This window comes from Paraburkholderia sp. RAU6.4a (assembly GCF_050435625.1).
Lineage (GTDB): Bacteria > Pseudomonadota > Gammaproteobacteria > Burkholderiales > Burkholderiaceae > Paraburkholderia > Paraburkholderia tuberum.
On record NZ_JBNDKQ010000001.1, the window covers coordinates 505707 to 529987 of the forward strand.

At 60.9% G+C, this 24281-nt stretch carries 15 protein-coding genes and 1 pseudogene; 8 read left to right on the forward strand and 8 right to left on the reverse strand.

Translation table 11 applies throughout. The annotated features are described in order from the left end of the window. The first annotated feature begins 1137 nt into the window (after positions 1 to 1137). The 3 genes from OKW40_RS02335 to OKW40_RS02345 are packed head-to-tail and all read left to right on the forward strand — an operon-like array spanning position 1138 to position 7290. The gene (locus OKW40_RS02335; protein ID WP_429487912.1) at positions 1138 to 3579 is read left to right on the forward strand and encodes an ABC-three component system protein; all 2442 of its coding nucleotides are present in this window, start codon (positions 1138 to 1140) and stop codon (positions 3577 to 3579) included. Then, positions 3566 to 4219: an ABC-three component system middle component 1 gene (locus OKW40_RS02340; protein ID WP_429402275.1), complete on the forward strand. Its 654-nt coding sequence runs from the start codon at positions 3566 to 3568 to the stop codon at positions 4217 to 4219. The genes OKW40_RS02335 and OKW40_RS02340 overlap by 14 nt, the downstream gene beginning before the upstream one ends. Continuing rightward, on the forward strand, positions 4216 to 7290 hold the full coding sequence (locus tag OKW40_RS02345; protein WP_429487914.1) for an AAA family ATPase: 3075 nt from the start codon (positions 4216 to 4218) through the stop codon (positions 7288 to 7290). Before OKW40_RS02340 ends, OKW40_RS02345 begins: the two co-directional genes overlap by 4 nt. A 353-nt stretch (positions 7291 to 7643) precedes the next feature. Here the strand turns inward: OKW40_RS02345 and OKW40_RS02350 are convergent, their stop codons facing one another. Then, entirely contained in the window at positions 7644 to 8102 is a 459-nt protein-coding gene (locus OKW40_RS02350) for an Lrp/AsnC family transcriptional regulator (protein ID WP_429402277.1), read from the reverse strand. A 94-nt stretch (positions 8103 to 8196) separates the two neighbouring features. On the opposite strand from OKW40_RS02350, the gene OKW40_RS02355 reads away from it, so the two are divergent. From OKW40_RS02355 to OKW40_RS02365, 3 genes are all read left to right on the forward strand, one after another. Beyond that, positions 8197 to 8829, forward strand: a complete 633-nt coding sequence (locus tag OKW40_RS02355) for a LysE/ArgO family amino acid transporter (RefSeq protein WP_429487916.1) — start codon at positions 8197 to 8199, stop codon at positions 8827 to 8829. Positions 8830 to 8847: 18 nt separating this feature from the next. Next, positions 8848 to 9312, forward strand: a complete 465-nt coding sequence (locus OKW40_RS02360; RefSeq protein ID WP_429487918.1) for an SRPBCC family protein — start codon at positions 8848 to 8850, stop codon at positions 9310 to 9312. 443 nt (positions 9313 to 9755) lie between these two features. Then, positions 9756 to 10178 carry a PaaI family thioesterase gene (locus tag OKW40_RS02365; protein WP_429402280.1) on the forward strand — a complete coding sequence of 141 codons (423 nt, stop codon included), beginning with the start codon at positions 9756 to 9758 and terminating at the stop codon, positions 10176 to 10178. 181 nt (positions 10179 to 10359) lie between these two features. On the opposite strand, the gene OKW40_RS02370 is transcribed toward OKW40_RS02365, so the two are convergent. From OKW40_RS02370 to OKW40_RS02380, 3 genes are all read right to left on the reverse strand, one after another. Next, positions 10360 to 11979 (reverse strand): methyl-accepting chemotaxis protein, encoded by a 1620-nt coding sequence (locus OKW40_RS02370; protein WP_429402281.1) that lies wholly within the window; start codon positions 11977 to 11979, stop codon positions 10360 to 10362. Between the two features lie 576 nt (positions 11980 to 12555). Then, positions 12556 to 13101 carry a M23 family metallopeptidase gene (locus OKW40_RS02375; protein WP_429402282.1) on the reverse strand — a complete coding sequence of 182 codons (546 nt, stop codon included), beginning with the start codon at positions 13099 to 13101 and terminating at the stop codon, positions 12556 to 12558. Positions 13102 to 13224: 123 nt separating this feature from the next. Continuing rightward, positions 13225 to 16416, reverse strand: coding sequence for a CHAT domain-containing protein (locus tag OKW40_RS02380; protein WP_429488472.1), 3192 nt, complete (start codon positions 16414 to 16416; stop codon positions 13225 to 13227). Between the two features lie 318 nt (positions 16417 to 16734). Between OKW40_RS02380 and OKW40_RS02385 the strand changes: the two are divergent. Then, positions 16735 to 17962: pseudogene (locus OKW40_RS02385) on the forward strand (ISL3 family transposase). An 812-nt stretch (positions 17963 to 18774) separates the two neighbouring features. Continuing rightward, entirely contained in the window at positions 18775 to 19191 is a 417-nt protein-coding gene (locus tag OKW40_RS02390) for an organic hydroperoxide resistance protein (protein WP_429487920.1), read from the forward strand. Between the two features lie 107 nt (positions 19192 to 19298). Here OKW40_RS02390 and OKW40_RS02395 read toward each other — a convergent pair whose 3' ends face one another. The 4 genes from OKW40_RS02395 to OKW40_RS02410 form a co-directional block, all read right to left on the reverse strand. Beyond that, positions 19299 to 20033, reverse strand: a complete 735-nt coding sequence (locus OKW40_RS02395; RefSeq protein ID WP_429487921.1) for an ABC transporter substrate-binding protein — start codon at positions 20031 to 20033, stop codon at positions 19299 to 19301. Positions 20034 to 20261: 228 nt separating this feature from the next. Continuing rightward, the gene (locus tag OKW40_RS02400) at positions 20262 to 21551 is read right to left on the reverse strand and encodes an MFS transporter (protein WP_429487923.1); all 1290 of its coding nucleotides are present in this window, start codon (positions 21549 to 21551) and stop codon (positions 20262 to 20264) included. Positions 21552 to 21603: 52 nt separating this feature from the next. Beyond that, on the reverse strand, positions 21604 to 22932 hold the full coding sequence (locus OKW40_RS02405; protein WP_429487925.1) for an MFS transporter: 1329 nt from the start codon (positions 22930 to 22932) through the stop codon (positions 21604 to 21606). Positions 22933 to 23003: 71 nt separating this feature from the next. Continuing rightward, positions 23004 to 24278 carry a glucarate dehydratase family protein gene (locus OKW40_RS02410; RefSeq protein WP_429487927.1) on the reverse strand — a complete coding sequence of 425 codons (1275 nt, stop codon included), beginning with the start codon at positions 24276 to 24278 and terminating at the stop codon, positions 23004 to 23006. Positions 24279 to 24281: the final 3 nt, after the last annotated feature.

Genomic DNA, 24281 nt, shown 5'->3' on the forward strand with positions numbered 1-24281 from the left:
GGAACGCGCAAGCTGTCAACAATTGAATTGGTTTCACTCTCGTCTCCGCTTTTGGAATGTTTTTTGGCAACGCCATACGGGCGCTGCGATTGAGAGCAGAGCAGGCGTACGGTGACGAGAACTGTAGTGGTCGCGGCCAATGGCCAGCCACTGCAAAAGGCGGAAGCCGCTGATACTTTTTGCTCGCGCTTTGGGTGCGGCGCACAAAATGTGTCAGTGACCGAAGCGGTCCCGGAAGTGTCCACGCCGTGGAGGACGCCAGTCAGCAGGTCGCTTCGATCGCTGTTTCGTCTCGAAAGTACAGGTGACGAGTGCTGGACAGGTCTGTTCCGGCGTACATCGAACGAGTTGTGGTCGGAGTTGCTAGGCGGATTCAACCGGTTATGCAGCGCATGATCCACCGTCCGTTGAGGGTCGGGAGTGTGAGTTCGCTGATGCAGGAAGCTGCCGTCTAGCTGCTCGATGCCGCCACCGTCAGCAATCCGCCGCATTGCTGACGCAGAACTCAGCCCGGCCCAATGTCAGCAATGGCCGATGAAGCACATTTCGTCCTCGCGAATTGAATGGCCGCTTGCTGGGTGGATCCGACATCTGAACGTCCGCGCAACGGTGCGGGCGAATGACGCTTCATGGCCGAGTCCTGCCGGATGGACGACGTGCGCGCTTCGGCCATTGCCGACATTGGCGCTGCCTCGGTTCTACGTCGGCAATGTGGCGGACTGCTGACGGTGGCGGCATCGAGCAACCCCCTCAAAAGACTTGACGGACTGACTCAGGGCGCGAAGCGGAAGTTCGACCAGTAAGTATCCTTGACTGCTTCGCGGCGTGTCCAGCCCTTCGGTCGCTGCGGCTGAACTCACGCTGCTGGCCGCATATCGCTCATCTGAGGCGGTCAGACATCCGCCCAGTGAGGGGCACCACCAAAAACAGGCGCATGCGCACGTGCATCCTTTAGCCCCGAGAGTGTCACCGCGATGGGCTGCAACTGACCAACCAGCCTCTTCCAGAAGGTTCTGCAATGGGCACGGTTCGCAATTGCTATGATCAGTAGATAATGATCGTAATAAACCCAGTGAGGAAGGCGATGAGTCAAGAAATTCGCGCTCGGCAACGCTGGAATTCCCTTCCAAGGTAGCCATGACGCCTCAAGAAATCGTCGAAGCAACGCTAGTCACAGGTACGAAGCGCGTCCTTGTCCTTGGCTGCTTTGAGCAACGTGTGACGGTCTACTCCCAACAAGTGCGCGCACTCAATCTGGTCGATGCGATCTTGTCGCAGGGGCTGGTGCGACTGAACGGCGGGAAGGTGGCGGTTGTGGGCGGCGGCGTCGCCGGCATGACGGCAGCGGTCGCATTTGCAAAAGCTGCCCCGAATCTTGGAAGCCTAGACCTGTTCGAGCTTCGGCCAAGCACTCTGGACTTCCAGCGCAACAGTCGGCGCTTTCTTCATCCGCATTTCTATGACTGGCCAGCACCGGGGTGGGATCAAGTAGACGCGGGCCTGCCGATCATGAATTGGCAGGCTGGACCTGCAGGCGACGTCGCGAAGGTGCTGACCGCGCAGTTTGAGCAGGCACGGAGCAACTCGAAGCTTGCCGTTCATTGCGATCACAAAGTCACAGAGATCAAGAGCACCGACCTTGGACCGGTCCGCGTCGTGACAAATGTTGGCTCAGCGGCGAACCGCATCTACGACGTAGTCGTGCTCTCGATCGGATTCGGAATCGAGCGGTTCCTGGGTTCTGAGACATCGTCGTATTGGACGCCAACGGAACTCTCGGCGCCCATCCTTGCGAACGTCCGCGATCCGTTGATTTTTATCTCCGGGAACGGCGATGGCGGACTGGTTGATTTCTTGATTGCGGCCTTCGATAGCCATGAGCACATTGACATCTGTCAATTGTTGATTGAGCAGAATTTCGGCCCGGCGCTAGCTGAACTTGAAGCAATTGAGCAGGAGGCATGGGAACCCGGCGCCGACATGGATCTGCTTGCTAACTATCGTGCGCGAGTCCGCCCCCTCGTTCCACCTGAGGTCTGGGTTGCCATCAATGAGCGATTGAGGCCGAATGTGCGGATCTGTCTGCACACGAAGGAGCCCCGCCTTCTTCGGCGGGCCACCGCATTGCACAACCGATTTACGGTGTTTTTGGTCCTCGAGGCTGACGCGGATGAAGTGATAGGCCGTAAAGCCATCACGCTCAAGGTGGGCGTTGACTTCGATGGCGCCCCACCGGAGACAGGAGACGTCAGGCTGGCAGGTGATGCCCACCCCATCCAGCCGTTCAAACGATTCCTGCGTCTTGGAGCTGATACAGATACCAATTTAACGCCGTTTGCGGATCTGCTCGCGACATATCGAGCCGCGATTTCGGCGGGACATCCGACCCGACCTGTATCCCCGAGACTCAGCGCAACTGCCATCGATCGATTCGAACCATTTCGCGCGGACGCGGCGCCTGCGGCCGCCCAGCCAGCGCCACAAGCTGCCGTCCAACCGAACGCCCAGCGCGTGGCAATCCGCTTGTCTGCGGCCGGCACAGTGATTTGGGCTGGTGACATACAACCATCAGAAATCCATCTACTGTGGGCACACGGGGCAACAGTGGAGCTGTACTGCGACGTCGGTGCGGCAGACGCGTCGCGCTTACTCGCTGCTATTGCCCGTGTTGGCGCACATGCCGGCGACCTCACCCTCTTCGTACGTGATGCTGCGCGCTGGCGAACTGCGCTCGACAGCCTGTGGTCAGACCGCTCCCACCCAGGCCCCCACCTGAACTTCCGCTCGCCTGTCGAAGATTGGCGCGACCCGCCCGCACTCGTTGATATGGCCGAGTTCCACCTTGGGGAGTTGGCCGACGCAATTCACGAGCGCCTCGACGCCAGCACTCTCAACGCGGTACACGGTGCCCTGTTTAACTTTTTGGGACCGCCTGCTGTCCCAACGGGCTGGGAAATCGAACCCGCACTGCGAGATAGGCTCTGGGAGCTTTGGCAGGCATGGAATGGAGTCCTAGCCCATGATGCCGACAAGCGGCGCCGATTCCTTCGATTGCTTGCAAGCGTTCAAGACAAAGTCGACGTGGAGGTGGCGGCCCTGGTGCGCATAGGGCCGAAGGTCGTAAGCAGATACCTCGCGATGCCAACGATCTTCGCCCTAGCATTTGCGGTCTGCTCGGGTCGGCCTGTTGCCCCTGCATCGCAGCACCCGGGAAACGTTTCTGTAGAAGCGCTGACCGGACACACCTGTGGCGTCGAGTGGATTGATCGCCGCGCGATTCACGCACTCGCGGTGGGCCAGCACAACTGGACCACAAGCGTTGTCCTTCTGTCTGAGCTGAGCGAAGCTGCGCAGATGATGGAAGGTGATATTCGGATGGACCAGATCAGCTCTGACCCGCCCAAAGTAGGCGTGCCCTCCTTGAGTGAAAAGCCCATAGTTATCGGCGCGGATGGTGAATTCCTGCGCGCACTCGAGGAGGGAAATCTTGCAGTGCAACGGTTCTTTCAGTCTATTTTCCAGCGCCGAACAGACGCAGCTCGACAATCTTTAGAGGAGGTCAGCGATGCCCAATCTTGACGCAGCAGATCTGGCGCCCATGCTGCTTCAGGCGGCCGGAGCCATAGGCGCCATGGTCACGGACGCTCCCGAGTATCTAAAGGGCGACAGATTCAACTCCGAAGTTCTGAGCGATGCGATTTCAGATAGTCCGCTCCGGCGGCAACGTAGCGACCTACCAGAATCCGTCGAGGCCGTGGTGTTCGACGGCTTTCCCGTTCTGTTGGGGGTGTTGAACGGCCCGCCTAACCGGGGAAGCGTTGGTACACAAGTTCTTCGCTATCGAAATCAGGCTACCATCGCAAGGTCATGGCTCGGCGTTGCCGCTCCGAATCTGCATCTCTTCTTGGCGGGTCCCGTAGGTGCATTTGCAGAGCCGGATTGGCGTCAGCTTGCAGCAGAAATCGAGGCCGACGACCGTGTTTGTCGTAAGCTCGTTTGGCTGTTCAACGATCCTCCGACGGCAGACAATGCCAAGGAGTTCCTAGAACGCACTTTTGTCGCGCGCCCTTGGCCGGCCGAGCAGCGGACAGAACGCCTGGATAGCGTCGCAGATTTCTCCCTTCCCGACGGTTGGGAGGATGCTTTGCAAGACCAGGAGCTCGACTTCGCGGGCCTCGTCGACCGGTTGATTGAGCTTCAACGAGGGAAAGCCCTATGACCGACCTTTATTTGCGTGGCGTCGAGTTCTCAAACTTTCGCATCTACGGCGATAGCTATGCCTTCGAGTTTCCTACAGGTCCTGGCGTCACGCTGATCACTGGCGGGAACGGTCTAGGCAAGACCAGCTTCTTTGACGGCATTGAATGGGCGCTAACTGATCAAGTAGGTCGTTTCAACGACATCCCAGTGGATGGGCGCCGTAAGATCATCGACCCGCTGACGCGCATCGGCGCGCCCGAAAAGAGCCATCGCGTTAGTCTCCAATTTTCGGATGGCACCATCATTGATCGAGGTGCTGGCTTTGAGGCCAGCGAAGCCGAGATTATTCGGCTGCTCAAGCGCCCCGAGTGGGCCGAGATCAGCAGTCTCCACGGCTACTTGTCGATCACTCACTTTTTTGGGCAAGCGTCTGCACAGCGCTTTTCGCTGAAGAAGCCGACAGACCAATGGGAAGCACTGAAAGGTCCGGCAGGCGTTGACCGCATCAACACGTTGCGCGAGCGTATGAGTGGGATGGGGGTGAAGCGAGCGTTCACCCGGGCAATTGAGGACAGGGGCTCAAAGCTTGAGCAAGCGACGCTCAATCTGACCTCGTGGAACGAATTGCTCAGTGACCGCGATCGCGCGCGACAGTTGGCATCTTCTGAACATGCGGTCCCGCCGTCCGAGCTGCGAGCGGACGTAGACAGACTCGCCAATCAGATCATCGGGCTGACAAATCAGGGAAACTGGTCTCAAAACTCTGCAGATGGACCACCTGAGGCGGCGTTAGATGCACTATCTTCGCTGTTCCGCGCGGCGACAGATCGAGCCGATGCGGACAACGAGGACGCCAATTTACTAACTAGACTTCTGAATGCATTTGAGTCCGCCCGCTCAGAAAGCTCCACGCTTGGCTTGCAAGTGGACGCAACCGAAGCCAAGCTTGCGTCGGTGCGCGACGACTTAATGCATGCCAATGGAAGATTGGCTGAAATGGCGGAGGCCCTGCGGGCTAGTGAAGTTGAGGTTAGTCACGCTCAGAACCGCCTCGTCACCATTGGCCGCGTAGCGGTCTCGGCTAGACAGCTAGATGACGCCTTGGCGCGCCAAGCCACCTTGCAGGCAGAGCTGAGAGCATCAGAGATGGCGCAAAGCGAAGCGGCAGCAAACTGCGAGGTATTGCGAAAGCAGCATGCGGAAGCGGTCGGTCGGCGAGCTGAGCGTCGAGCTCTTGCTGACCGGGTGACCCTTGCGCGCAGGCGCTCGCAGATCTCTGCATCCATGGTGAGGGTTGTGGCTGAGATTGCTCGGGTCTTAGGACTGCTCACGGATCGGAATGTACTCGAAATCCGCGAAAGGCGAGCGACGTGGGCCGACCAAGCGGAAAAAGCGGTCGCCAGAGTCGTCACCTTGAACGACGAACTCCGTCGGCACGATGACCGATCACGGGCCATTACCGAAGCGGTAGCGGCGATTGCACACCGACTCAGCCATGACGACACGGCATGCCCGGTTTGCGCGACGACATTCCCTGCAGGTCGACTATTGGATCTAGTTCAAGATCAACTCGCGGCCGGCGCCACACCTGCCCACACCATTGCGAATGCATTGGCAGAGGCGCGTGCTGAGGTTGAGGAGTTGCATCGTCAAATTGCAGGGGCGGACCGAGAATTGTCCGATGTCGGACAGCTTGAAGCGTCCTTGGCCAGCTACCGGTCTGAGGAGGACGATCTGCGCCAGCAACTAGTCGAGGCCGGTGGCATCGCTGATGGCAAGTACGACGAAGCTGGTGTCGTCGAGTTGGAGCAAGAGCTACTGCGACTTGATGAGGCTCTGGCGCAGACCGAGACTCCAGAAGGGATTGCGGTTCTTCTTTCAGGTGCTGAAGCATCTGTCAAAGCCGAAGAGGTAAAGCGAGGCTCAACGCAGAAGCTATTGGTCAGCGCATCCGACGACGCTCAAACGGCACGATCAGTACTACTTCAACATCCCGATCTGTGGAGCGTCGAGCGTGGTGCCTTGGTTGACCTGGCGATGGAGCAGAAAGTTGCCGAAGAGCGCACCCGCGACGCGGGAGCGCTCGCCGCCGCAGCACGGTCCAGCCTTGCCACAACTCAAGCAAATCGTGATGCGCTTCAAGCTGCCGAGGCGCGAGAAGTAGGGACTATTGAAGCTACAAAGTCTCGGCTGGCCGCGCTCGCACGCGAGCTGGAGGAAACACGTGGACGGTGGACTGGAATTGGTCAAACTGGAGATCCCGACCCGGAGCGTCTGGCGTCATATCGACAGGTAAAGATTGATAGAGCCGCGGCGTTGAACTCGATCGAACCGGCGATAGAGCGTCTGGTGGTTGGGTACCGAAAGTGGCACGATGACGAACAACTTCGCAAGCTTGAAGCGGACATCGTGGCCAGGGTTAAGGCCGCGCAAGTTGATTCCGAACAAGGGTGTCAGGCGCACCTTACCCAGTGTGTTGAACAAGCTTCGAAGGATCTAAAGCTCGCGCAGGAGGCGAAGGCGAAGGTCGATGATGTCGGAGCGCGCATGCAAGAACTGGCCAAGGCCTATGCTGGCGGCGTACTTGTACCGCTGAACGAAACTATTAGGCGCTTCGCTCGGGCTCTCATGACCTGGTCAGAGACGGCCGTCACCTACAAGGCAGAACACCACGCTACCCGCTCCGAACTTCGACCCAACATCGTCCACAGCGAGCTAGATGGATCAACGAGTCAGGTGGACATGAATCCAAGCCTCTATTTCAGCGAAGGGCAACTCTCAGCGCTTAGCGTTGCGGCGCTCCTTGCTGCTAGTACGACCTTTGGCTGGTCGCGCTGGCGCGGGCTTCTTCTTGACGACCCACTGCAACACAACGACGTTATTCATGCCAGTGCTTTCATGGACCTCGTTCGGCAGATGGTGCTGGGCCTGGGCTACCAAGTCATCCTGTCTACTCACGACAGTGCCGAAGCTGAGTTCTTGATTAGGAAGTGTCGCAGCGCTGGCATACCGCACCGTGTCCATGAGCTTGTCCCACGTGGCGCAGGCGGATTGGTGAATCCTTATGTGAGCAACTCTCGCGTTGCCTAAGGAAGAGAACCCATCACGCTTGGTGCTTAGCTCGCTTCCGATCATCTGAGTCAATGTCTTCGGCGCCACTGGGCGGCGAGAGTCCGGTGACGACCATAGCTGCCGCTCAGATTCTATCTTTGAATGACGGTTCATGGCCGGCAGTACGCGTTCACCCACGTCGCCGGAAAGCAGCCGTTGACGACTCCAACTTCGGCTCTGTAGAACGTTCACAGGACCGGTTCTCTCGGCCAGTTCCCGTCATTCACTATCGACGGAGAGTAGTCATTCAAGCGACCGCTTTTCTGGTAGTTGCCCTTGAACCGGCAACGGCGCGACCGCGAGAAGCGGATCGGCCGCGGCCCCTTGGAGGCTCAGCGTGACGCGCCCGGCACCACCAGGCCGCGACGCGGAATGGGGGTGGAGAAGACGATCGAGGTTCGCGTCTCGCCATAGCTGTTGATGGAGGCGAGAAAGCGCTCCAGTTGCTCAAGGCTGGGGGACACCACGATGTAGGAATCGGCGTCGGCCACGTGATGGCATTCCAGCACCTCGGGCGCGCGGCGCAGCTTGTCGAGAAAGCTATTCTTGCCGGGCTGCGGCACGGTGATGCCGACAATGGCGCGCACGGCGTAGCCGGCCTGCACCGGATCCAGTTCGACACCCAAAGAGCGCACCACGCCGGAGTCCTTCAGACGCTTGAGTCGCTCCGCAGTGGCAGGTACCGACAACCCAGCGGCAAGGGCCAGGGTCTTCAGCGGTGCGCGCCCATCCTCCTGTAGTGCCATCAGCAGCGCCCAGGCTTTGGCGTCGAGTTGCAGTGCTTCGGTCATAACGGGCTTCTACCTGAAAAATCGAAAGTTAATTGGATTTTGGGTTGGTGTTTTATTCTGCGCAACTTTTCGATGCCGTCGGATAATTCTCGACATGGATCTCATCTTGTCGTCACCCGTACCCGTGCTGTTCGGCCAATCGCTACTCATCGGGCTGTCGATCGCCGCGCCCGTCGGGCAGATTGGATTGCTGGCCATCCAACGCACGTTGGACCATGGCCGCCCTGCGGGGCTCGCCACTGGATTGGGGGCGGCATTCGCCGACGCAGTGTACGGCGCCATCGGCGCGTTTGGCGTCAGCGGACTGATCGGCTGGTTGTTGAGCCTGAGGCTATGGCTGGGCCTGTTCGGTGGCGGCTTCCTGCTATGGCTTGCCTGGCGCATCGCCACAAAGCGGGCAGTGCGCAGGGTGTATACGTCCCGGCCGACCAGCACACTACTGCGCTACGTGGCCGGCACGTTTGTGCTGACGATGTCGAACCCGACGACCATCCTGTCGTTCATGGCGGTGTTCGGCGCGCTGGCAGGCCGCGCGCCATCGGTTTCGCCTTGGGTGATGGTGGTCGGTGTACTGGTGGGCTCGTCGCTGTGGTGGTTGATCCTGTCTACCGGTGTGAGCCAGTTGCGCGACCGTTTCGACGAACGTTGGCAACGCGCCGTCAACCTATGCTCAGCCGCGCTGCTGGCTGGACTCGGGCTATGGCAGCTTGGCCAGCTCACCATATGATCAATGGAGGATTAACCCATGGCGCACCGTCTGCACGCAAGCCACCGAATCGTAGTCGACGCCGCGGTCGACCAAGCCTTCATGTTCTTCACGCCGGCCGGCGAGGAGCTGTGGGTTGACGGCTGGAAGCCAACCTACGTCTACCCCCGCGACGGCCGCACAGAGTCCGGTATGGTGTTCACCACTGGTCAGGGTGATGAGCTGACCATCTGGACCCTGGCTGACTTCGACAGCAAGGCACACCGATCGCGCTACTTACGCTGCACACCGGCCTCGCGCACCAGCCTTGTCGACGTGCGTTGTGTCGCAATCGACCAGGCGCGCACCGAAGTATGGGTGAGCTACGAGCTCACCGCGCTGAACGCTGCGGGCGAACAGGCGATCGAGGATTTCGTTGGCGAGCGCTTCGCTGCAATGATCGACGACTGGGCACGTAAGATAGCAGCTTGTCGCGAGTTGCTGCTGGCAATTCCAATCCGCTGAAGCGCTCGGCCCGTGGCTGCAGCAGCTTCACGGCTTCTGCGACACCGACGTACACCGCCAATTGCGAGCGGTGCCGGTCAAATCCGCGGATTGCGGATTTGCTGTCGCCACACTGGGCTTGCAGCAGGACGCAGGGCAGCCTGTCACGCAAATTGATCAGCTCGCGGACGGATGGAGAGTCCAATGCTCTCGCCGCGGCGCGACAGTCGGCTTTGAGGCAACGAATCCGGGGAGGAGCGTCGCTGTGTTGTCGCCGGGCGGTATACGGCCGGGTGCAGCGCGCATGTATTGCCCCGACTGTGGGTGCCGGCGATCGGCGGCATGCGACGTAACGGCTCATTCGTACCGGAACTGCGAATGTCGCGCGTCTCCGTCGCTAGAGCAGTTGATACGATTTAAGTGCCGCCGAATCGCTTCACCGAACCGCCTTTTTTCCGACGACAATGGCCGATCTTCACACGCAAATTGCAAACAGCTTCAACGCGCAGGGGTTGATGCTTACACTTGGCGCACAGCTTCTCCTCGTTAAAGACGGGGAGGTGCAGATCGGCCTACCTTTTTCAAGTCAACTGTCTCAGCAACACGGCTATCTCCATGCGGGCGCTACGTCGAGCATTCTAGACAGCGCATGCGGATACGCAGCGCTGACGAAGGTAGCGCCTGACTTTGAAGTCGTCACAACAGAATTCAAAATTAATCTCTTGCGGCCAGCTGTTGGTAAGCGCTTTCTGGCTATCGGACGAGTACAGAATGCAGGCAAGACCCTTACCGTCTGCACAGGTGAAGTCCGGGCGTTCTCCGGAGTTGGGGACGAGCATAAGGTGATTGCGATCATGCAGGCAACGATCGCTAACCTACGTCGGTAACGATTAACACCGCCGCTGTTGCGAGAGCCGCTAAGTTTTATAACGGCTGGTGTGTGATCGAAAGCCGTCGTTGGCGGACGACGCGTCGAGCGGCCGTATTGGGTGGCAAGGTGACGGTCCAAAAAAACGCGCAGACGTGCCATGAAACGCGAGGTTCGCCGCGAGATTGCGGCGCGGGTCCTTACGCGAACACTGCGCGGTGCTGCACCGAAGCCGGCGCGAGCTGTGCACCGCCGTTAGCGTCAGCGTCGCCCACCTGAAACGCCGCGGCCGCGCGTTGCAGACTCATCGCCTGCTCCTTCAGCGACTGTGCCGCGGCCGTCGCCTGCTCGACGAGCGCCGCGTTCTGCTGCGTCATGCTGTCCATCTGCGTGACCGCGAGATTCACCTGGTCGATGCCAGCGCTCTGTTCCGCCGCGGCCGCAGCGATTTCCTGCACGACACCGGTCACACGCATGATCGCGTCGCGCGCTTCGTCAATCGTCGAGCCGGTGTTTTCGACCAGCGTTGCACCACTGCCGACGCTGCCCACCGCATGACTGATCAGCTCGCGAATTTCCTTCGCCGCGGTCGCGCTACGCTGCGCGAGGCTGCGCACCTCGCTCGCGACGACTGCGAAGCCGCGGCCTTGCTCGCCCGCGCGTGCTGCCTCAACCGCAGCATTCAGCGCGAGGATGTTGGTCTGGAATGCGATGCCCTCGATCGTCGCGATGATCTCGACCATGCGACCCGATTCGTTCGAGATCCCCTTCATCGCCGCGACGGCCTGCGTGACCATGTCGCCGCCGCGGTTCGCGATTTTCGCGGCGCCGGCCGCAAGCTCGCTGGCAGTGCGCGCGTTGTCTGCAGTCTGGCGGACCATCGCCGTCATCTGCTCCATGCTCGACGCCGTTTCCTGCAACGACGCCGCCTGGCTCTCGGTGCGCGACGACAGGTCCGCGTTGCCGTTCGCGATCTCGTTCGCGCTGCACGCGACGTTGTCGGACGCATGCTTGATCTGGCAGATGGTACCCGTCAGCGCGTCGCGCATCCGCTGCATTACGTGTAGGAGGCTCGACGTGTCGCCGTTGCGCGTGCGGATCGCCACCGTCAGGTCGCCCGATGCGATCGCGTCCGCCACGTTGGCCGCATAGGCCGGATCGCCGCCGACCATGCGCGCGATGCTGCGGTTCGTCACCGCGACGAGCGTCACGAGGACCGCGGACACGGCCACGAAGATCGCGCCGATCAGCCACAACGATGCCATGAACGCAGCGTCGATGTCGTCAACATAGGCGCCGGTTGCGATGATCCAATCCCACGGCGCATAGCGCACCACGTAGCCGATCTTGCCGACCGCCTCTGTCGACGCCGCGCCTGAATGCGGGAACACGTAGTCGACGAAGCCGCCGTCCGGCGCCTGTGCGGTCGACGCGAACGTCACGTAATGGTGACGGCCGTCGGCATCGGCGCTGCCCGAGAGATCCTTGCTTTCGAGTGCCGGCTTGATCGGATGCATCACCATCTGCGGCTTCGAATTGATCACGAGGAAGTAGCCGTCTTCGCCGTAGCGGATGCCGCGCAGGCGTTCGAGTGCCTGCTTGCGGGCATCCGCCTCCGGCAACGCGCCGCTTTGCGCCAGCGCCGCATACTCCGTCACGATGCTGAGTCCGACGTGCGCGATGTTCGTGAGGTCGTGCTTACGTTCTTCGATGCGCGTCTCGCGCGACTGCCACGCCGCCGATACGGAGACAGCGAGCAACGCGACGAGGCTGATGATCAACGGCAGCCAAAGCTTCTGCGTAAAACTGAGCTTGCGCATCCTGAGTCCTCGTGCAAATGAATGGAAACCGCGCAGGGCTGCCATGCGAAGTGGCATGTGTATGGGCGCGCCGTGTGGCGCCGGCGGACTGTCCGGCGGCCATCCAGGTGGTTCCTGCTCGAGTTATCGGCGGATACGAGCGAAAGTTTCATCCCGTGAAACCCTCGGTTACCACCTTGCCAAGGCGTATCGGAGGGCCCTTGTGCGTCGGCTCCCACGGAGCGTCATCAGGCACCAGCCGGCCACTTGCTGCCGCTCGCACATCGCGCTGAGCCGACACTCGAACGGCTGGTCCACTCCGAAAACTGCCCGATACCCAATGCGAACATCTCGGCCTTAGCCGACAGTCGGGGATCCGCGGCTGTGGGGCGGCTGCACACTCCTTTGCAGACGTTCGAAAACCGGCGCTGGCGAATGGTGCTCTGACCGATGTTGATTGAATCTTCCCGAGACATTGCCGTCGTTCAGGTGGTAGACATGGGATTTACTGTTATCGAGTGCTCAACAGTCATTCGTTTGAGTGCAGTGCTGATTGCTTGTCGAGCAGTTGAGATGGGCCCATCGTCGGACTCGCAGCTAATTAGCCTTACGTGAGCCGAACACTTCCTGGTTAACCAAGCCTGTGCTACCGCACGTATACAACTCGTATCCCAGCAAGTCACCCGGATCGATGCGCCGCGCGCTCTTAGCAAGGCTATTCTCAAGCAATAACTCAAAATGCAGATGGGCGGGCTCCCCGCCCGCATTACCCGACGTACCCGTTTTCCCGATCTCCTCACCATCTCTTACAGAGTCGCCTTCGCTAACTTCAAACTGACTCAGGTGTGCGTAGAGCGCGTACAGCTTTTCATAGTTTTCGATTCCAACCGAAGCAATTAATCCAGGCTTGTACTTCGGATTATGAAATTCGAGCAAGATGCAGCGGCCGAAGCCTGACACGTTTGTGTGAATCTGGACAACAGATCCGTCCGCTACGGCGAACACTGGAGAATTGGATTCGGCGGAGAGGTCCCAGCCTTTGTGCCATTTCGTCCCACTATTCCTAACCTTTCCGAAAGAGTTGCCTAGAGCCTCATGCGGCCCGTCTGAGCGAATCTTGTTCACTACAAGAGGCAGTGTCATGTCGCCACTCCTTTGATGATGTTTGGTCAGGCTTTATCTCGCGAAACGCGAAGGTAAGCGCAGTCCAATAGGGCACGTCCTCGGAGCCTCCACAGCCAATTGCCGCGCTGGTCCCGCAAACGTTCAGTTCGCACCTCCGTCGCCAAAGAGCGCAAACGGCGCCCAGAAAAACGGATGTGCATATGACGCGATCATCTTGCCGTCTCTGAATCGTCCGGATTTGTCAATGATTGCAACCATTGTTTGCCGCAACGCTTCAGCACGGCCCAGCGTCGGCTCTGCTTGTTGAAGAGAAAACAGCTGGGTCGTCAGTTCCTGGGCCGATTCCGTTTCGACAGCCCAATGCGTCGCAAGCAGAGCGCGCGTGCCTGCATAGAAAAAAGCCCGTCCCAGACCTGACACCGCCTCTGAACCAGCGCCATCGGCCGCAGCAGTGTTGCAAGCGGACAGCACTACCCAGTCGGCGTTCAGTTTGAGCGTTAGCACATCATCCATCTTAAGCAGTCCATCGCCGGTTCCACCCACGACCTTGGGGTTTGACAAGGCCAGAGCAGGTTGCTGCAATCCGTCAAGGTCACCGGGCACGAGTCCATGTGTGGCAAACATGACGACACGGCGATTGGCGAGTAGTCCGCTCTTTGCGGCCGATACCGTCGCTGCGGTACCGAGTAAAACGTCCGAGTTCTCATCCGCACCGAGCGCACGGGCTACCTCGCGTACTTCGTCGGCCGTTTCGGGAAGGGGCATGAGATCGTCCAGATGTGCCGAGACAAGTGCTTGACTATCCAGTGCGCCACGGCCGGTGATACGTGTATCCAAAACATGGATCGCGCTCGTACCTCGTTGGCTGAACTGAGGCGTCGTGGCCGACCGAGCGGCGCTAAAAAGAGGGGCGCCGAAGCCGATGAAATTCTTGCGGAAACCGGTCGCCGTCGATACTTGCCGCAGACTAACTAACGCCGCGGCTGACGGCACGCTCGAAGTGGCGTGCGAGCGAACCAGCCATGCTACCTGCCGGTAACCGTCGAATATCGCGTGAGCATCAGTCGTGTGCTCAGGCCGTTCTACAGGGAGCAACCCGAACGGCACAAAGCCAAGTGCTTCATCGGGGACGATGACGAGCGAATGCGCACGATCCCATCCTGGCTGTACAGGCAAGAGTGCCTGTTCGTAGATGGCGTAGGCAGCGGCGAGATCGAACGACTTGATGCTTGCAAAGGTATCTCCGTGTATTTCGGTTGAGGCACGGACCAACGCTACCAGACGGCTAATTTGCCCGCGTCCGCCGCTGGACGCGCGAAACAAAATCGAGCCGGACGGATCGATACTCCAGATAAATGTGCGATCGCTGGTCACAAAGGTCGCTACCATCACCTCGTCGGGGCGCAGCGCCTTCGCGACAGCGCTTGCTCCTACGCTAGGTGACTCAAGTGCGTCACCGCGCTCGCTCAGATGCATGACGAGATCCTTGTGCGCCGCCTGCTGCTGCTGCTGAGTCAGCTTCAGCTCGTCCACAAGATTTGCCGTGATCTGCCGTATCTGCGGGCTGGGCCGGGTGGCCGACAGCCTCGCGAGATGAACGCGCAATGCACTCGCGCGCAAAGCAAGGTCCTGCTCCTGACGAACGACGTCAGCTGTTTGCGACGACCTTGCTGCAGCTCGAGCGGACGAAGCCTGGATTGCTCGTCGCACCTCAGCTTCGCGCGCCGAATCTGCGAGAACAAAGGCCTTCTCGGTCATCTGCCGCCTCACGTTGGGATCGCTCGCGTGCTGCGAGGCTTCGAACATGACTCCAACGTAGCATTCCGTCAGAAGGCGGTAGCGCACATGATCAAATACATTGCTACCCCCGCCGATCGTAGAGTATTGGGCAAATACGTCAAACTCTGCGATCGCGTCGGCGCTCTGCCCGGCATGGGCAAGCGTGAACGCATGAATGCCGATTGCCTCGGCCCATTCTCGACTGCCGTCCCCATACGTGCCCCGCCGCAGCTCCACCAAGCTACCCGCGAGCTGGACGGCCCGCGCGATTTGCCCATTTGCGGCCAAAGACAGAATTGCGTCAGGCGACTGATGAAATAGGGATCTCGCGAAGAAGTCGTCGTCGGGCAAGCCCGCTTTTGCCTGTTCAAACGATGTAAGACTTTTGGTCAGCTCGCCTTCGGCAAGATAGATGCGGCCCTTAAAGTGATCGATCTGGCGGCGTTGACGAACATTCGGAGGTACCTTCATTTCGTCAAGGATCGCGAGAGCTTCGTCGCAGAGACGAAGCGCATCAGCGATGTGATTTCGCGCATAGACCGCATCGCCCAGCGCCAAGACGCCATCGACGGTATCGAGGTTGGTTCGCCCGACGCGATGAAGCAGCGTGCGAATCACCTGCCGATCTATTGCTTCTGCCTCGTCGTACCGACCCTGCATTACCAGATTCTCGGAAAGATGCAGCAGGCGCTTCTCAATCCAGTTGGGCGTCCGATCTTTACGAGCGCTGCCTTCGTAGGCGGCAATTGAGTCGCGTATATAGGGCTCTGCCTGTCGCCACTGGCCGTCCGACTCGAGGATGAGATATTCGACAGTCGGGGCACGCCACTCCTGCGGCGGATCGGACTTGCTGATGTGGTTCATTAGCTGTTGCGCCTGCCGCCCGGCACTGCGAGAGTTGCTGGTATCGCCAATCGATGCATAGATGGCACTCAGCGTTTCATAGTTGCCGATTGACTTGGGTACCTCGCGTAAAGCCTGTTGCATGAGTTCGATGGCTTTTTGGAAGTTGCCGGCTTCTAACTCCGCATTGGCGAGTTCCCGTACGACGTCGCGTCGTGCTCCCGTGCCGCGGGTGTGCTCTGTCAGTTCATAAGCAGTGCGCAGATCTGTAAGCGCCTGTTCGGGACGACCGACCTGTGCGGCCGCCCCCGCACGTTTCCAATAGAACGTGATTGGGCTTTGACCTTCTTGCGGAGATGTTGCATTGGCAACCGCCGTCAACCGCTGCAAGGTGTCCTCATTGCCCTTTACGGTGCGGATTTCTGCAAGAATGTCATTCGCATTTCGCGGCGGCTGCAGGATCGGCTGAGTGGACGCCGAGAGCGGTAGGCGCGCCGCTTCATCATGTGTAGTTAGTGTGCCTGACGAGCAACCAGCAAGCAGGAATGTGAAAAACCAACACGCAAGGCCCATGTGCGTCGCTCTCACTTGCTCCTCCTCGCTACATTTAGTCATTGGGAATTGCATTGCATCGGGCTGAGAGCGCCCGTCCCGATTCTGAGCCCGCGGGATTTGACGTACCGGCGACGTCGGCAGGGCGGTCACCCTCATGCACCGAGTAGTCTTGGCGCAGTTGACATTGCTGCCGGTCTGTAAGACACCGCTGCCGCACTTGCCAACGGGAATAAAGGAAAATGAGCCTGCGTCTGGAGAATAGCCGCTGACGTCGTGAATATTTGCCGATACTTCGGCGATTTGCGCCTTGATATAGAGTTTTTTGCCTCCTTTGAATTTCGAGTGGGCGGTTTGGCGGGTCAAGGGCGGGCGTGAGCCCGGCGCAGCAAACCCTTGAGGCGCCCTGAATCGATAAGCTTGGGCATGGCTGGTTGCTGCAGAATGCGGCAACCAGCCATGCGAGACGAAGCGAACATGACGAATCAACTCTTTGAAGCCGCCTTGGGCATCAAGGCCCCGTGGTACGTGCAAAGGCGTCGACTTCGACACGGCCAAACGGCAGCTCACGATTGCCGTGGACTTTGTCGCTGGCAGCCGCTTCGCCTACCCCGGGGTCGCCGGTGAGCACCCAGTGCATGACACGCAAATCAAGCGACTGCGCCACCTGAATTTCTTCCAGCACGAGTGCTATCTGGAGGTCCGGGTCCCGCGAGTGCGCTTGCCGGATGGAGCGGTACGGCTGGTCGAGCCGGATTGGGTCGGCCAACTTGACGGCTTCACGTTGCTGTTCGAAGCGCTGGTGCTGATGCTGGCGCAGCAGATGCTGTTTGCCGCTGTGGCGCGCATCGTCAATCTGTCGTGGCACCGGGTGCACGCCATCTGTTCGCGCTATGTGGAACTCGCGCTCGCGTCTGCGAACCTCTCGGACGTGAGCACGGTCGCCATTGACGAGACCTCGTACCGGCGCGGCCACGAGTATCTGACACTGGTCGCCGATATGCGGGCGCGGCGCGTCGTGTTCGTCACGCCCGGCCGGGACGCGAAGACGATTGAGGGCTTTGCGGCGTGCCTTAGCCAGCACTACGGCACGCCCGAGCAAGTCACCTCTGTGAGCATCGACATGTCGCCCGCGTTTATCAAGGGCGTGGGCGAACATCTGCCCAACGCGCGAGTGACGTTCGACAAGTTTCACGTCGTCGCCCACGCGTCCAAGGCGCTTGATACGGTGCGCCGCCAACAACAGAAAGCCGACCCGGAACTCAAAGGGATGCGCTGGACGCTGCTCAAGGACGCCAACAAACTGAATCTATCGCAGTTGACCGACCTCGAGGCGCTGGTCAGGCAGTACGCCACCAAGCGCACCGCCCGCGCATGGCTGTATCGCGAGCAACTGCGCGAGATTCTCGAGCGCAAGCAAATCCATGTCGTCTCCGAGATGTTGCGGCAGTGGTGCACCAATGTCATGCGCTCGAAAGTCGAGCCGATGAAGGACGTCGCGCGTCTGATTCGCCGGCACTTCGACGGCATCGTCGCCTGGACTCAGACCCGCCAGACCAACGGCTTCATCGAGGCCATCAACGGCTTGTTTCAAGCTGCCAAACGCAAGGCTCGCGGCTACACACGCTTCACTACCATGCGCACCGTGCTCTTTCTCATCGCTGGCAAACTCGATTTCTCCAGCTTCAACCCACATGCCTCGTGAGCCGCATTAGCCACTCCACTTTTGAAATAGCCATTTTTGTCATTAAAGTGGCGGTACCTAGCGACTGCCGGACTCTGATACTCGGTGCCTGATCTCCGGCGTCCCGAGCGGCCGCAGTGGGTCCGGCATCTGCCTGATCAGTCGGGAGAAGAGGGGGATGCCCCCGTCGCCCCGCGCCGACGCCCGGCCAACAAAAAAAGGCCCGCGCGCGGCGGGCCGGAATCCATGTGGAGACATGGAGGAGACGGCTTACGTATGAACCCTGGCTCGATCTTGTGCACGCCCCAGGGTGAAAGACCGTGTCACGGACCCGGCCTCGACGCCACGGCCGCGGAGGGCGCGCCGCGCCGGGGGACGGGCAGGCTCCAGTTGCGACCGCGGCAGCCACGCGATGCGTGGCGCGGCCTGGCCGCGATAAGCGGCGTTATCGCGGCCAGCGTCGTTGCTAATCGTGACAGCGGGAGCGCCCGGCAGCCTCTGTCCACTGTCGTCGCGTCGTCACTCAGCGAGCCTGTGGATAACTCTCCCCCTGCACCCCCCAAAAACCCGGAGAGGTAAAGGTTTACGAAACCGCAAAACCATTATGAAGTGCATGAACCCGCGATGCGGGTTCAAGGTAACAAAATCACTGAAACCCAAAGCCTCGTCCAATACGAATAGTATTAGACGAGGCTAAAACCCAATGTTCACGGCAGTCTCAGAGTTAGATCTAGTAAAGCGCCGGCTATAATTGGCCTTCAAATACGTGCACCGCAAGTTCGAGCCCGGATTTGCAGACCTGAATATCACTGGATCAACAGGAGTAAGCCACCATGACCCGCATCGAAGAAGTGCTGTACACCGGCAAAACCCATACGACCGGCGGCCGCGAAGGCGCCGCGCGCAGCGCGGACGGCCGTCTCGACATCAAGCTGTCGCCGCCCGGCACCTCGGGGGGTGGAACGAATCCCGAGCAGTTGCTCGGCGCGGGCTGGTCGGCGTGTTTCATCGGCGCACTCGGGCTGGCGGCGCGCGCGTTGCACCTGTCGTTGCCGGCCGATACCAGCGTCGATGCGGAGATCGATCTCGGCACCACCGATGGCGCTTATTTCCTTCAGGCGCGTCTGTTCGTCAGTCTTCCCGGTGTCGAGCGTGACGTGGCGCACGGGTTGATCGAGCGAGCGCATCTGACCTGCCCGTATTCGAAGGCGTTGCGCGGTAATGTGGATGTGCAGACTACGCTCGTTTGAGCGTCGCTGAGGGTGGTGGCGGGGCCGCGCCGAAGCATCGCGCGGCCCCGCGTATCTGCCATGCCAGTAGCTTCGAAAGCTACGCGGTGTCGGGTTCGAGCGGCCCGCTACGCCGCAGGCGCAACCGACGCTCCCGCGATCTCGTGCCGCGCGAGCGATTGCGCCACCAAGCCCGAGGCCTTCATCTCTTCGACAAACGAACGCAGCGCGTGAGCCGCCGCTTCGCCGCGGCTCTTCGGCACACCCATCGCCTGCCGGATCACCATGAAGCGCTCGTCTAGCAACCGCAGACCAGGAGTTTGCTTCGCATCGGCCTCGAGTTGCTGCTTCACGCCTGCCGCCACTTCCAGATGCTGCTCGATAAACGTCGGCACGACGCTCGGCGAGCTCGGCGCGCGCACGATTTGCGCGGATTTCAGCTCGCGCGTCAGAAACAGATCGTATGCACTGCCTGTGCCGACGACGACCCGGTTGTGCGCCTGATCCACATCCTGATTCGAGCGTACCGGCGAGTCGTCGCGCACCAGGTAGAAGCCTTCGATCAACACATACGGCGCTGTGAACGCGATCGTCTCGCCGCGCAACGGATCGATCGCGAAGAAGCCGAAATCCGCGCGCTCCTCGCCGACGGCCTGCACCGATTTGCCGGCCGTATCGAAGACGACCAGCTCCAGTTCGACGCCCAGTTTCGCGGCGAACGCGCGCGCGAGATCGATCGATACGCCGAACGGCTCGCCGGAGTCGGCGTGACGATTGGCGAGGATTGGATTGCCGAGATTGATCGACGCGCGCAGCTTGCCCGTGGGCGTGAATGCGGCGACGACGGAGGGATCGATGGTCATAACGGCTCTCGTGGCGATGGCGTTGGGGCGAGCGAAGTCTCAGGGTCCGAGGATTTCGCTGATGCGGGATAGCGCGTTGAGAGTATGCAACAGATGCTCGCCCGTTGCTTCTGACACTTCTTCGTTGCGCTCGCGCTCCAAAAGTTAGGCAGGAAGCATCGTTGCAAGGGCGGGGGACGCCAGTTATCCGTGCCACGCCCCCTCGCCCTTTCACCCGCCAGCGGCACTTCAATCGCGCAACTTCACCGCCGTCATCCGCGGCATCAACAGATGAATGATGCCCAGCGCAACCAGATACGCCGACGCGCCGACCGTAAAGAGCGCCCAATACTGCCCGGTGCGCTGCAAGGTCTCGCCGATCACGCCGGAAAAGAAGAACGAACCGACCATCCCCGCCACGCCGCCGATACCGACCACCGTGCCGACCAGCCGCTTCGGAAACACGTCGCCGACGGTCGTGACGAGGTTCGCCGACCAGCCCTGGTGCGCCGCTGCCGCGAGACCAACGGCGAAGACCGCCCACCACAGGCTCTGGAAATACGACAACGTTGCGATCGGCACCACGCACAATGCACAAATGAGCATCGTGAGCTTGCGCGCGAAATTCGGCCTGTTGGTGCGGGCCATCAAACGCGACGACAGCCAGCCACCCGCCACGCTGCCGACCGATGACATCGTATAGATAGCGATCAGCGGCAGGCCCATGTTGCCGATGTCGATATGGCGCGACTCATTGAGCCACTTGGGCAGCCAGAACAGATAGAACCACCACACCGGATCGGTCAGCAACTTGCCGAACACAAACGCCCACGTTTCGCGGTACTTGAGCACCGACAACCAGCCGACTTTCTGCTCGGCGACTTCCTCGCGATCCGCATTGATGTAGTCGAGTTCTTCCTTCGACACCGACGGATGCTCCGAAGGCTGCCGATAAACCAGCATCCACACCGCCAGCCAGATGAAACCGGTCGCGCCGCCCGCGATGAACGTTGCGCGCCAGCCCCACATCACGGCAGCGATCGGCACGAAGGCCGGCGCCACGATGCCGCCGATCGTCGCGCCCATGTTCCAGAAGCCCGTCGCTAGCGCGCGTTCCTTCTTCGGAAACCACGTGGCGGTAGTGCGGATCGCAACCGGAAAATTGGCCGCCTCGCTGAAGCCGAGCAGACCGCGCACGGCCGCGAAGCCCGGCACGGTCGATGCCACCGCGTGGAGCATCGCCGCGAGACTCCACAGCGCCATCGCGCTGCCGTAGACCTTCTTCGTGCTGACGCGATCCGCGATGCGGCCGAAGATCGCGAGACCCACCGCATAGGCGACCGTAAACACCATCACGGTCTGCGCGTACTGCACCTGGCTCCAGCCGATATCCTTTTGCAGCAGCGGCGCGAGCAGCCCGAGCATCTGACGATCCATGTAGTTGATCGTCGTCGCGGCGAAGATCATCGCGCAGATGGTCCATCGGTATCGTCCGACGGCCGTGCGTGCGGCGGCCGTCGTGGCTTCTATCGTTTTCATCGTGTCTCCTTAAGGTTTCTGCAAATGGTGTCTGTACGGTTGTTCGATGCAGTCAATGCGCGGAGGTGGGCATTCCTTCGCGCGGGCTCATACGGGAGAAGAACACGACCCCGGCGGCTACCACCGACATCACCGCGAGTCCAGTGAGGCCGCCCTCGATCGAGCCGGTCTTCTGTTCGAGGAAGCCGAAGGCCGCTGGCGCGACGAAGCCGCCGAGGTTGCCGATCGAGTTGATCAGCGCCAGCACCGCGGCGGAAATCCGCGCGTCGAGATAGCCCTGCGGGATCACCCAGAACAGTGACGAGGCGGCCTTGAAGCCGATCGCCGCAAAGCAGATCGCGACGAACGAAAATGCCGGGCCGCCCTGGCCGGCCGCATACATGCCGAGCGCGGCGATCAGCAGCACGCACGCGACCCACGCCTGCTGGAACTTGAAGCGCGCCGCGAGCATCGCGAACAGATACATCGCCGCGATCGAGATCAGCCACGGAATCGAGTTGTAGAGGCCGACCTGGAAATCGTTGAAATGGCCCATCTTGCGGATGATGCTGGGCAGCCAGAAGGTCGCGCCGTAGATGGTCAGCGATACCGCGAAGTAGATCAGGCAAAAGATCAGGATTTGCGGATCGCGCAGCAGCGCTCCTATCGATGGCTTGACCGGGTGCGCGGCGGCGCGCTGGCGTTGCTCTTCGTCGACCGCATCGAGCAAGGCGTCCTGCTCGGCGCGGGTGAGCCAGGCCGCGTCGCGCGGCTTCGAGTCGAGCCACAGCAGGATGAAGCCCGCGAGCACGACCGAGAACATGCCTTCGATGATGAACATCCACTGCCAGCCGCGCAGCCCCGCGCCTTCGATCAGCATCAGCCCGCCGGAGATCGGCCCGGACAGCACCGACGCGAGCGCCGAGCCGCTCAGGAAGATCGCCATCGCCTTGCCGCGCTCGTTGTTCGGCAGCCATTGCGTGAAGTAGTAGATGACGCCGGGAAAGAAGCCCGCTTCGGCCGCGCCGAGCAGGAGCCGCATCACATAGAACGACGTCTCGCCGCGCACGAACGCCATGCCGGCCGCGGCCAGCCCCCACGTGAGCATGATGCGCGCGAGCCACAGCTTCGCGCCGTAGCGCTGCAGCAGGAGGTTCGACGGCACTTCGAAGATCGCATAGCTGATGAAGAAGAGCCCCGCGCCGAGCCCATAGGCCGCCGCCCCGATGCCCAGATCGGCGCTCAGATGCTGGCGCACGAAGCCGATGTTCACGCGGTCGATGTAGTTGACGATGAACATCACGACGAACAGCGGCAGCACGCGCAATTTGATCTTGCGCACCGCGCTCGCCAGCGCGCCGGCGCGCTCGGGCCGCGCCGTGTCGGCAATCGGGCTACTCATGGAGTTGTCTCCTTCGATGGCGACGCGCGTTGCGCGTCGCAGGGCTCGTAGGCGCGGATTGGAAGCGGGAGTTAAAAGCGCGGATTCTTGCCGGTGAAGCCCGGCTCGTACTTGCGCATCTGCGAGAGGTCATCGCGATTGCGCACGCCGCACGACAGATACTGCGCATGCAGTTCGGCGAGCCGCCCGCGGTCGAGCTCGACGCCGAGGCCCGGCGTGGTGGGCACGCGCACCGAGCCGTCGTCGAACGTCACGCGGCCGCCCTTGATGACTTCTTCCTCCTGCCACGGATAATGCGTGTCGCACGCATAGGTCAGGTTGGGGATGCTTGCCGCGACGTGCGTCATCGCCATCAGGCTGATGCCGAGGTGCGAGTTCGAGTGCATCGACATGCCGAGATCCCACAGCTTGCACATGCGCGCGAGCGTCTGCGTCGCGCGCAGGCCGCCCCAGTAGTGGTGATCCGACAGCAGGACCTTGACCGAACCCATCTCGGCGCCGCGCCGGAAATCTTCCATCGTCGTGATGACCATGTTGGTCGCGAGCGGCAGGCGCGTGTGCTTCGCCAGTTCGGCCATTCCTTCGAGACCCGGGCACGGGTCTTCGTAGTACTCGAGCAGCTCGTCGAGTTCAGGGGCGGCGGCGATGCTCGTTTCGAGCGTCCAGTTGGCGTTCGGGTCGAGGCGCAGCGGCACGCCGGGGAACGCCTGATGCAGCGCGCGCATGCACGCGATTTCGTGTGCCGGTTCGAACACGCCGCCCTTCAGCTTGATGCTCTGGAAGCCATACAGCTCGATCATTCGACGCGCCTGCGCGACGATCTGCCCGGGGCTCAGGCCTTCGCCCCAAGCGTCGGGCGCATAGGGCTTGTCGACGTGCTCGGCGTATTTGAAGAACAGATAGGCGCTGTAGGGCACGGCGTCGCGCACCTTGCCGCCGAGCAGGTCGACGACCGGCGCGCCGACGATCTGCCCTTGCAGATCGAGCATCGCGACTTCGAGCGTGCTGATGACTTTCGGCGCGTTCTTCGCCGAGTGCGAGCCGGGCGCGAGTTCGAATTCGACCGCGCCCGGGCTCGCCTTGATCGACGCTCGCACGCGCTCTTCCATGCGATTGAGGTCGAATGGCGACAGGCCGGTCACCAGCGACTTCGCCTGTTCGAGCACGCGCAGCATCGGTTCGTCGCCATAGGTCTCGGAGATGCCGACGCGGCCGTCGCTCGTCTCCAGCTCGACGATGGCGCGCAGCGCCCAAGGTTCGTGGATTCCGGCGGCGTTGAGCAGCGGGCCGTCGCGGAAGGCGATCGGGGTGATGCGCACCTGCGTGATGGTGATGTCGCGAGTCATGAT